At 65.5% G+C, this 9,929-nt stretch carries 11 protein-coding genes; 2 read left to right on the forward strand and 9 right to left on the reverse strand.

Features of this window, described 5'->3' with window-relative positions; all coding sequences use genetic code 11:
• The first annotated feature begins 80 nt into the window (after positions 1-80).
• A complete protein-coding gene (locus tag HWX31_RS28185) occupies positions 81-596 on the forward strand; it encodes an Lrp/AsnC family transcriptional regulator (protein WP_059609313.1) in 516 nt (171 codons plus the stop codon).
• 57 nt (positions 597-653) lie between these two features.
• On the opposite strand, the gene HWX31_RS28190 is transcribed toward HWX31_RS28185, so the two are convergent.
• The 9 genes from HWX31_RS28190 to paaA all read right to left on the reverse strand — a co-directional run bounded on the left by HWX31_RS28190 (position 654) and on the right by paaA (position 7,849).
• Complete coding sequence (locus HWX31_RS28190; protein WP_174964656.1) at positions 654-1,031, reverse strand: DUF805 domain-containing protein; 378 nt, start codon at positions 1,029-1,031, stop codon at positions 654-656.
• A gap of 562 nt (positions 1,032-1,593) precedes the next feature.
• Entirely contained in the window at positions 1,594-2,229 is a 636-nt protein-coding gene (locus HWX31_RS28195; RefSeq protein ID WP_059609311.1) for a GNAT family N-acetyltransferase, read from the reverse strand.
• 234 nt (positions 2,230-2,463) lie between these two features.
• A complete protein-coding gene (locus HWX31_RS28200; RefSeq protein WP_042586829.1) occupies positions 2,464-3,069 on the reverse strand; it encodes a TetR/AcrR family transcriptional regulator in 606 nt (201 codons plus the stop codon).
• Positions 3,070-3,084: 15 nt separating this feature from the next.
• Positions 3,085-3,894, reverse strand: a complete 810-nt coding sequence (locus HWX31_RS28205) for a DUF1835 domain-containing protein (protein ID WP_174964655.1) — start codon at positions 3,892-3,894, stop codon at positions 3,085-3,087.
• 149 nt (positions 3,895-4,043) lie between these two features.
• Complete coding sequence (paaE, locus tag HWX31_RS28210) at positions 4,044-5,132, reverse strand: 1,2-phenylacetyl-CoA epoxidase subunit PaaE (RefSeq protein WP_174964654.1); 1,089 nt, start codon at positions 5,130-5,132, stop codon at positions 4,044-4,046.
• A 1-nt stretch (position 5,133) separates the two neighbouring features.
• Complete coding sequence (paaD, locus tag HWX31_RS28215) at positions 5,134-5,691, reverse strand: 1,2-phenylacetyl-CoA epoxidase subunit PaaD (protein WP_174964653.1); 558 nt, start codon at positions 5,689-5,691, stop codon at positions 5,134-5,136.
• 25 nt (positions 5,692-5,716) lie between these two features.
• Positions 5,717-6,520 (reverse strand): 1,2-phenylacetyl-CoA epoxidase subunit PaaC, encoded by an 804-nt coding sequence (gene paaC / locus HWX31_RS28220; protein WP_174964652.1) that lies wholly within the window; start codon positions 6,518-6,520, stop codon positions 5,717-5,719.
• 10 nt (positions 6,521-6,530) lie between these two features.
• Positions 6,531-6,815, reverse strand: a complete 285-nt coding sequence (gene paaB / locus HWX31_RS28225) for a 1,2-phenylacetyl-CoA epoxidase subunit PaaB (RefSeq protein WP_010092957.1) — start codon at positions 6,813-6,815, stop codon at positions 6,531-6,533.
• A 35-nt stretch (positions 6,816-6,850) separates the two neighbouring features.
• The gene (gene paaA / locus HWX31_RS28230; RefSeq protein WP_174964651.1) at positions 6,851-7,849 is read right to left on the reverse strand and encodes a 1,2-phenylacetyl-CoA epoxidase subunit PaaA; all 999 of its coding nucleotides are present in this window, start codon (positions 7,847-7,849) and stop codon (positions 6,851-6,853) included.
• A gap of 201 nt (positions 7,850-8,050) precedes the next feature.
• Between paaA and HWX31_RS28235 the strand changes: the two genes are divergently transcribed.
• The gene (locus tag HWX31_RS28235; protein ID WP_174964650.1) at positions 8,051-9,310 is read left to right on the forward strand and encodes an SGNH/GDSL hydrolase family protein; all 1,260 of its coding nucleotides are present in this window, start codon (positions 8,051-8,053) and stop codon (positions 9,308-9,310) included.
• The last annotated feature ends 619 nt before the right edge of the window (positions 9,311-9,929 follow it).

A 9,929-nucleotide genomic window follows, 5' to 3' on the forward strand; every position in this document is an offset into this window, starting at 1 on the left:
GGCGGAAACTTGCGAACTTGAGCGTGGCTGACTACGATGACGCAATTTCCAGTCTTGAATTCATGCTTGGGAGGCAGAAGATGGCGCAAGTGGAATTGGATGCCATCGATCGGCGGATTCTCGCGATTCTTCAGGAGAACGGCCGCCTGTCGAACCAGGAGATCGCCGAGCGCGTGAACCTGTCGCCGAGCCCGTGCCTGCGGCGAATCCGGCGGCTCGAGGAGATCGGCGTGATCACCGGCTACGTTGCGCTGCTCGATCCGCAGAAGCTCGGGCTCGACCTGCTCGCGTACGTCAGCGTGCGGCTCGAGAAGCGGGGCGGGCTCGCGCCGGTCCGCGCGGACGAGACGCCGGCGCGCGCCGGCGCGACGCATGCGGAGCTGTTCCGCGCGGCGGTGCAGACGTGGCCGGAGGTGGTCGCCTGCCATGCGATGACGGGGGACATGGATTACCTGCTGCGGGTGCAGGTCGAGGACATGGCGCACTTCTCCCGCTTCGTGCAGGAGCAACTGCTGCACCATCCGTCGGTGATCGACGTGAAGACGAGCTTCTCGCTCGAGTGCTTCAAGGAAACGACGGCGCTGCCGATTCGCTGACGGGCGACGCGTGATGCAGATGAGACGGGCCGGCTTGCCGTACCGCCGATGCGGGGGCTACGCGCGCGTGCGGCGCGGATCGAGGCCGTATCGGTTACCGGCGTTGCGGGGCGCGAGCCACAGCGACACGAGGATCACAATGGGGGCTGCGAACAGGAAGTAGCCGATGCACAGCAGGCCGGAGCGATTGCTGTCGTGCAGGCGCCTGACGTTGTAGGCCAGGGTCGCGCATAGCGACGCGAGCCCGGCGCAGAACAGCAGGAATGACGTTAGCGTTGCGTCGGCGGAAAGCCGATATTTGATCAGCGTGATCAGAAGGTAAAAGAGCGGGTAATGGCCGAGTAGGAAGCACAGGAAATCCCGGCGTCGCTCTCGGCCACGAAACGACAGCATGCGCCGATAGCCGTTCAGCCATGCATGCAGCGCGGTATTCATTGTCATCTCCAACAATGGCGGCGGCGGAGGAACAGCATGGTGATACCGACGTCGATGACAACACAGACGGTTGCTGTTACCGCGATCCAGAAGGCGGGAATGTGGGGTAAGGGGATGCGTTGTCCCGTCATGCCCTTATCCTCGCAACATGAAATAGACGAATCGGGAAAATAGGTTCGATGGATGAAGGCGTAGCCCAAGTATGGAGAAACGAGGGTAGACAGCCTGTCACTTCGACCTTTCGCCGAATGAAATAAGCGACCGATCATCTATCGACAGGCGGTGAGAGATCAATGGGATGGGTACGAAAGTGAATGTTTTTCTGCGCGAGCACTGTCCAGCGACAGACGAGCTTGAACCGCACTGCCAGCGGACGCTGAGCCGGGAGCGCGGGAAATATGCCGTGATGTCGGCTGCCAAGGGGCGGCCGTATCGGTGAGGCAATGGGGTGACAATGACGTCGGCACCCGTCGGACGCGTGAAGCGCGAAAGGGGCGAGCCCTTTTCGCAGGCTGCAACGGCAGCGTGTGGGGTACTTGAGGTTGGCGAGTCAGGCCCGGTGTCAGGCCGGCATCAGCGATTCGATGAACTTCGATGTGCGATGCGCCTGGCGCTTGAGCGCGTAGTCGAACACCGCGGCCTGTTCCTGCAGCATCTCGGCGATGATCGTCGAGTGGTCGGCGGGCGGCAGCGACAGGTACGCATCGGCTTCGCCGTACGCGTACTCGATCCGCATTCCGGATTTCTTCGCGATGTGCATCATCGTCGCGTTGCGCGACAGGCAATGCATGTACAGCATCGTCACGTGCGTGTTGCGGCTGCGGATCGCCGCGCGCTCGAACAGCTTCGAGCCGACGCCGCGGCCGCGCGCGCTTTCGAGCACCGACACGCCGAATTCGGCGGTGCGCTTGTCGCCTTCGGCGGGCAGGTAGGCCAGGTGGCCGACGCCGATCAACTCGAGCGCGTGATCGAACACGCCGAACACGGTGTCGCGGCCGAAATCGATCGTGCGGACATAGTTCTCGATCACGTGGTCGGGCACCACCTGGCCGAAGCGCAGCAGGCGATCGTCCTCGTCGAGCGAGAGAAAGTGGGTGAGCATCTGCTCACGGTCTTTGGAAGCCAGTTCCCTGACGAGAACCGGCGCAGCACCGGCGGTGCCGACGACATCGGCCGGGCCGTGGACATGCGTGTTCATCGTGGGTTCCTCAATGTGTGACCGTACTGCGGGTTGTGCAATGCAGCAGCATTTTACCCGACAGCAGGCCTCCGGATTGGGGAAAACCCGTACTCGTTTTGGAGGGGGTGTTCTAAATACGCTTAATTAAGCACGCAACTGTTTGATTTTTAATGATTAAAAAATTCATCATATGAAATGCGTGGCGGGGTGTCGCAGTGTTTCCGCCACGCAACGCTTGCTGCTCTGCGGCAATCAGGCCGCCGAGGACATCCCGCGCTCGATCATGTCGATCACCTGCTCCGCGAAGTCGCGGTAGCCGAGGCGCCCGCCCGGCTTGAGCCACGTGAACGTCCAGTTGATCATCCCGAACACCATCATCGTGACCGACGTCTGGTTTTCCTTCGAGATCCGCTCCGGATACGCGCGCGCGAGCTGGCGCGCGAAGGCCGCGACGATGTCGCGCTGGCGGTCCAGCACGATCTCGCGCTGCGCGTCCTCGAGGTACTTCACGTCGTTGAGCAGCGCGACGTGGCGGCTGTGCGACGTCTCGTATTCGCCGAGGAACGCGCGCACGAGCTCCGCAAACGCCTCCCGCTCGGTGAGGCCGCGCCGCTGGCTGGTGCCTTCGACCTCGGCGATGATCAGCATCAGCCGCTTCGTGTAGCGGTCGAGCAGGTCGAACAGGATCGCTTCCTTGCTCTCGTAATAGTGATACAGGCGCGCCTTCGACGTGCCGCTTGCGGTGGCAAGGTCGGACATCGACGTGCTCGGGTAGCTCGTCTGCGCGAACTTTTCGGCGGCGAGATCGAGGATCTGCTCGCGCTGGGATTCGTGATCGGGGGCTCGGGTACGGGCCATGGTCGAATGCGGGAATTAGCGTTGCGTCGCGGTGGCGCGGGCTGCGCGCACCTGCGTGGAATGGAGGTCGGCGGTGTCGTCCTGCAGCTCGAGGCGGCCGGCGGCGGCGAGTTCGCTGCAGCGCCACAGCGCGATCGAATCGCTGACGAACAGCCCGCCGCGATCCGCGTCGGCCATCACGCTGCCGGCGAGGCGCCGCGCCGGCAGCCAGCCGTTCTCCGCGTGCGCGAGGACCAACGCGTCGAGGTCGCCGTAGTGGCCGCTCTTGATCGTGTTGCTGACCCAGTAGCGGAGTTCGGCGTCCAGGTGCTTGGCTTCCTGCCATTCGAGTGCGAGCCGGCCGATGCGCAGCACCGAGATCGGGGCGGCTTCGGGCAGCTTCGCGAGCAGCTGCGCCGGCGAGAACATGCCGGTCGCGCAGGCGCGGTCGGCGCGCGTCGACGCCGCGCCGAGATCGGTTTCCGACAGCCGCACTTCGTTCAGGCGCTGCGGCACGTTGCGCAGATGGTAGGCGACGCGCCGCAGCAGCAGCTTGTCGCCGACGCTCGGCGCATGCCAGACGACCACCTGGCCGGTGTCCATCGCAAGCAGGTCGAGGCGCGCGAATTCGCGCTCGACTTCCGCCTTCCAGTCGGGAATCTGGTCGCCGAGCACGCGTTGCCAGAACGCGGCGCGGGTCTCCGGCGTCTCGTCGACGCCCTTGAGCGGCCCGACGGCCAGGTCGTCGAGCAATCCGACGACGCGCTCGTCGCGCCCCGCCTGGGCGAGCGCCTCGCCGAGCGACGCGGCGGCGCTGCCGCCCTGAATCACGTGAATGGTACTCATCGGCCTGTCGTCAACAAAAGAAAACCGCCGGCCGGCCGGACTTGCATCGTCCGGCCGGCGGGCGGCCCCTAGTGTAAGCGAGATGTGTGACGACAAGAAACCGGCGGGCGGGCGACACCCGGTCGCGGACCCGGCGCCGCGCCGCTCGTTCAGCGTTCGTCGTAGCTGACCACGACCTTGTCGCTGACCGGATGGCACTGGCAGGTGAGCACGAAGCCGTCCTTCACCTCGCGCTCCTCGAGCGTGTAGTTCTTCTCCATCCGCACCTCGCCTTCGAGCACCTTTGCGCGGCACGTGCAGCACACGCCGCCCTTGCACGCATACGGCAGCGCGAGGCCGGCGCGCAGGCCGACGTCGAGCAGGCTCACGCCTTCGTATGGCAGGCGCAGCTTGCGCTTCTTGCCGTCGAGAACGATTTCGAGGTCGGCGGCGGGCGTCGCGTCGGTGATTTCGACGGCCGGCACGCCGGCCTGCGGCAGCGGCGAGCCGAAGCGCTCGACGTGGACCTTCGCCTGCGGCACGCCGGCCGCCTTCAGCGCGGCCTCCGCGGCGTCCATCATCGGCGCGGGGCCGCAGATGAACGCCTCGTCGATCGAGTCGGCCGGCGCCAGCGTGTCGAGGAACGCCGCGCACTTCGCCTGGTCGAGCACGCCGTTGAACAGCTCGACGTCCTGGAGGTCGTCGGACAGCACGTGATACAGCACGAATCGGTTCATGTAGCGGTTCTTCAGGTCCTCGAGCTCCTCCGCGAACATGATCGCGTCGACGCTGCGGTTCCCGTAGATCAGCGTGAACGTGCTGCACGGCTCGAGCTCGAGCGTCGTCTTGACGATCGCGAGCACGGGCGTGATCCCGGAGCCGCCGGAGAACGCGACGTACTGCTTGCCGTGCTCCGCGTTCAGGTGCGTGAAGAAGCGGCCGTCGGGCGTCATCACGTCGATCGTGTGGCCGGGCTTCAGCGTATCGAACGCGAAGTTCGAGAAGCGACCGCCGCGTACGCGCTTGATGCCGATGCGCAATTCGCCGTCGCGGTCGTAGTCGGTCGTGCCGACACAGATCGAATACGAGCGGCGCGTCTCCTCGCCGTCGATATGGGTCTTCAGCGTGACGAACTGGCCTTGCGTGAAGCGGTATGCGTCACGCAGCTCGGGCGGAATCTCGAAGGAGACGGTCACGGCGTCGGCGGTCTCGGGCCGCACGTCGCGGATACGCAGCGGATGGAATTGCGGGGTCGCCATATTAGTAAGGTTTGAAGTAGTCGAAGGGTTCGCGGCAGTCGACGCAGCGATACAGCGCCTTGCAGGCGGTCGACGCGAATTGCGCGAGCCGCTCGGTGCGCGCGGAGCCGCAGCGCGGGCAGACGGGCGCCGCGACCGGCCGCGGCACGAAGCGAACGACGCTTTCCTGCGGCGCGGCGCTGGCGCACTGGCCGACCGGCGGCGCGATCCCGTAGGCGCGCAGCTTGTCGCGCGCGTCCTGCGTGATCCAGTCGGTCGTCCACGCGGGCGCGAGCACGGTCTCGACGCGGTGCGGCGGCAGGCCGGCCTGCTGCATCGCGGCCGCGATGTCTTCGGCGATCTGCGACATCGCCGGGCAGCCCGAGTAGGTCGGGGTGATCACGACCTCGAGCCGGCCGTCGTCCGCGCGCCGGACGTCGCGCAGGATGCCCAGCTCACGGATCGACACGACGGGGATTTCCGGATCGGGCACGGCCTCCAGTACTTCCCACGCCCGCGCGAGCAGCGGATCGGCGTGGTGCGGGGCGGGTGAGGCGGCGAGGGCGGATGGGGCGGACATCGCGAGGCTCCGTTTGACGTGCGCGTTACCAGGTCGCGCCCGGATGCTGGCGCGCGAGGCTCTGCATTTCGGCGAGCAGGTAGCCGATGTGCTCCGAGTGCTCGCCCTGCTTGCCGGTGGTGATGTGCTGGACGGGCGCCGGCAGCGTCAGCGTCGCCTCGGCGAGCGCGTCGTCGACGTCGGCGCGCCACGCGGCTTCGAGCGCGGCCGGCGCCGGGCCGATGCGCTGGGCGGCGATCGCGTCGTCCACCTGGTCCGCCGCGAAGAACTCGCGCGTATACGGGGTCAGATAATCGAGCGCAGCCTGCGCGCGGCGGTGCGATTCGTCGGTGCCGTCGCCGAGCCGCACCAGCCACTCGCGCGCATGGTGCAGGTGATAGCGGGTCTCCTTCACCGACTTCGCCGCGATGGCGGCCAGCGTTGCGTCTTCCGACGTTTCGAGCGCGCTCCATACGTGCAGCATCAACGCCGCGTAGAGGAAGTTGCGCACGATCGTCACCGCGTAGTCCTTGTCGGCGTGCGCGGTACCCGACACCGGGCCGTAATGCGGCAGCTCGGCGAGCGTGAAGTTCGCGAACTCGCGTTCGGTGCGGAAGTACGCGTAGTCGTCCTCGGTCTTCGCCGCGCCGTTGAGCTGGCGTTCGAGGTCGGCCGCGTGCGTATACAGCATCCGCGCCTGGCCGATGAGGTCGAGGCTCATGTTGGTCAGCGCGATGTCTTCTTCGAGAATCGGGCCGTGGCCGCACCATTCGGCGTTGCGCTGACCGAGGATCAGCGCGTTGTCCGCGAGGCGCAGCACGTAGCAGAGGTGTTCGGGCGTGATCGTCATGGCGCGGGCGTTACATGTGGTTGACTTCATCGGGCAGCGTGTAGAACGTCGGGTGGCGATAGATCTTGTCGCCCGCCGGCTCGAACAGCTCGGCCTTCTCGTTCGGATCCGACGCGGTGATCGCCGACGACGGCACCACCCAGATGCTCACGCCTTCCTGGCGGCGCGTGTAGACGTCGCGCGCCATGCGCAGCGCCATCGACGCGTCGGCGGCGTGCAGGCTGCCGCAATGCTTGTGGTCGAGGCCCTGCTTGCTGCGCACGAACACTTCCCAGATCGGCCATTCCTTGTTCATCACTCTCTCCTGAATCTGAATTCGATGGTTGCCGCTCAGGCGGCTTGCTGTTCGGCGCGGGCGCGGCGCTTCGCTTCGTGCGCGAGCGCGGCTTCGCGCACCCATGCGCCGTCGTCGTGCGCCTTCACGCGGGTCGCGAGGCGCTCCCGGTTGCACGGCCCGTCGCCGTTGACGACGCGCCAGAATTCGTCCCAGTCGATCACGCCGTAGTCGTAATGGCCGCGCGCGTCGTTCCATTTCAGGTCGGGATCGGGCAGCGTCACGCCGAGCACCTTCGCCTGCTCGACGGTCGCATCGACGAATTTTTGCCGCAGGTCGTCATTCGTGATCCGCTTGATGCCCCATTTGGCCGACTGGTTGCTGTGGACGGAGTCGGCATCGCTCGGACCGAACATCATCAGCACCGGCCACCACCAGCGGTTCACCGCCTGCTGGACCATCGCGCGCTGCGCATCGGAGCCCTTCATCATCGACAGCAGCGCGTCGAAGCCCTGGCGCTGGTGGAACGACTCCTCCTTGCATACGCGGATCATCGCGCGCGCATACGGGCCGTACGTGCAGCGGCACAGCGGGATCTGGTTCATGATCGCGGCGCCGTCGACGAGCCAGCCGATCACGCCGACGTCCGCCCAGGTCGGCGTCGGGTAGTTGAAGATGCTCGAATATTTCGCCTTGCCGGCGTGCAGCGCGTCGATCAGTGCGTCGCGCGACACGCCGAGCGTTTCGGCCGCGCTGTACAGATAGAGGCCGTGGCCGGCTTCGTCCTGCACTTTCGCGAGCAGGATCGCCTTGCGCTTGAGGCTCGGCGCGCGGGAGATCCAGTTGCCTTCCGGCAGCATGCCGACGACTTCCGAGTGCGCGTGCTGCGAAATCTGGCGGATCAGCGTCTTGCGATAGGCGTCGGGCATCCAGTCCTGCGGCTCGATCTTGCCATCCGCGGCCATGACCGCGTCGAACCGCGCCTGCTCGGGCGACTCGGCGGCGGCGTCGAGCGGGGCGACATTGCCGGGGATGTCGAGGGATTGCGTGTACATGGCGAGGCTCTCGTCCGGTTGAATGTGTGCGAAGTATAAGCCAACCGACCGGTCGGTTAATAAATTATTTGGTGATATCGCGTGTGATGCGGGTAAACGACAGGACGGGTGCGAAGTCGTGCTGATGGGGAACGAGTGGCGGCGCGCGGTGCCGAACCGCATCTGCGGCACAATGCCCGCTTTCCGATGAGGATCTTGCCGATGTCATTTCGCAGCAGTCTTGCCGCGGTCGCGCTGGGCGCGTCCGTTCTCTTGTCGCCGCCAGCGGCCGGCGCTGCGCAGGCGGGGTGGGTTGCCGCCTGGGCCACCGCGCTGCAGCCGATTCCTGATCTGGCTTCGCCGCCGCCGCTTTATCGCGCGCCCGACGTGGCGGGCCGGACGGTCCGGCAGATCGTCTACCCGACGGTGGCGGGCCGGGCCGCGCGGATTCGGCTGAGCAATATGTATGGCAGTGGGCCGCTGGTCGTCGAGTCGGCGAGTCTGGCGCGGGCCGGCGACGGCGCGGCGTTGGCGGACGGTGTGCCCGTTGCGGTGCGGTTCGGCGGGCGGGCGTCGGTGACGCTGGCGCCGGGCCAGGAAATCGAAAGCGATCCGGTGACGATCGACGTGGCGACCGGTCGGCCTTATGCGGTCAGCCTGTATATGGGAGCGCGTCAGCGGATGACGGTCTGGCACCGCGTATCGAACCAGGTCAATTACGTATCGGGGCCTGGAGATCACACGAAGGACGCTGGCGCCGGCGCGTTCCGAACCCGGTTTACCCAATATGCGTGGGTGACGGAACTCGCGGTCGAGGCCGGGGCGGCGCGTGCGAGCGTCGCGGCGATCGGCGATTCGATCACCGACGGGCTGCGCTCGAGCCTGAACCTGAACCGCCGCTGGCCGGATGCGCTGGCGCGCCGGCTGGCGGTGTCGGATGCGGTCGGTGTGGTGAATCTGGGCATCAGCGGCAATCGGCTGCTCAGTGATTCGGCCTGCTACGGCACGTCGCTGCAATCCCGCTTCGACCGTGACGCGCTATCGCGCTCGGGGGTGAAGGCGGCGATCCTGCTGATCGGCATCAACGACATCAACTTTGCGACGATGCCGCCTCGCGCGGGTCTCGACTGCGATCATCCGCATACGCAGGTAACCACGGCGTCGCTGATCGACGGCTATCGCCGGCTGATCGATGCCGCGCATCGCCGGGGCGTGAGGATCTTGGGCGCGACGCTCACGCCGGCGGCGCTGCCGGCCGAGCGCGAAGCGATCCGGCTGGAAGTGAATCGCTGGATCCGGAGCGGCGGGGCGTTCGACGGTATCGTCGATTTCGACGAGGCGCTGCGTGATCCCGCGCGCCCGAGCGTACTGCAGCGTCGCTACGATAGCGGCGACGGCATTCATCCGAGCGATGCAGGCTATGCGGCGATGGCGGACGCGGTGCCGGTCGAGCGGCTACAGGCGACGGTTGCCGGGAAGTGAGAGGCCCGGGAACGGCGCACTTCTCTTGCTATATATAGTGGGGCATGGCCGAGCATCACCCGCCGTGTCCTGATTCATCGGCGTAAAAGCCCCCGTGCGCGGCAGCGCACGGGGGCTTTTACATTTATTTCACGAAACCCCTTGCGCTTGGCGCGAGACGTGCCTAGAATCACGCCTCTTTCGCGCTGACGGCAACGCGGCGCGGAAGGGGGAAGCGGAGCTGGTGGGAGGTCCTGTTGGGGCGTCCGGTCAGCGAAGGAAGATGAACCCCGCAGTCGCAACGAAGTTTGTAAAAAAGTTGTTGACGAACTGCGAAACAGTGTTCATAATCTCGTTTCTCTGCTGCTGACAACGCAGCGCTGCTGAGAAAGACGGTTTTCTCGCAGAAACGTTCTTTAAAAATTAACAGCCGATAAGTGTGGGCGCTTGATGACAGCGAGCCGATCGTCAGATCGGATTAGCAAAAGTATCAAGAGTCTCACACTAAAGTAAGTCAGGTTTATGAAGCAATTCATATTCCTGTCAGCTTTGAGTGAGCGACCGGTTCTACGGAACCGAAAACAGTAACAGGTTTGAACTGAAGAGTTTGATCCTGGCTCAGATTGAACGCTGGCGGCAT

Origin of the sequence: Burkholderia ubonensis (genome assembly GCF_902833085.1) — a bacterium.
Classification (GTDB): domain Bacteria; phylum Pseudomonadota; class Gammaproteobacteria; order Burkholderiales; family Burkholderiaceae; genus Burkholderia; species Burkholderia ubonensis.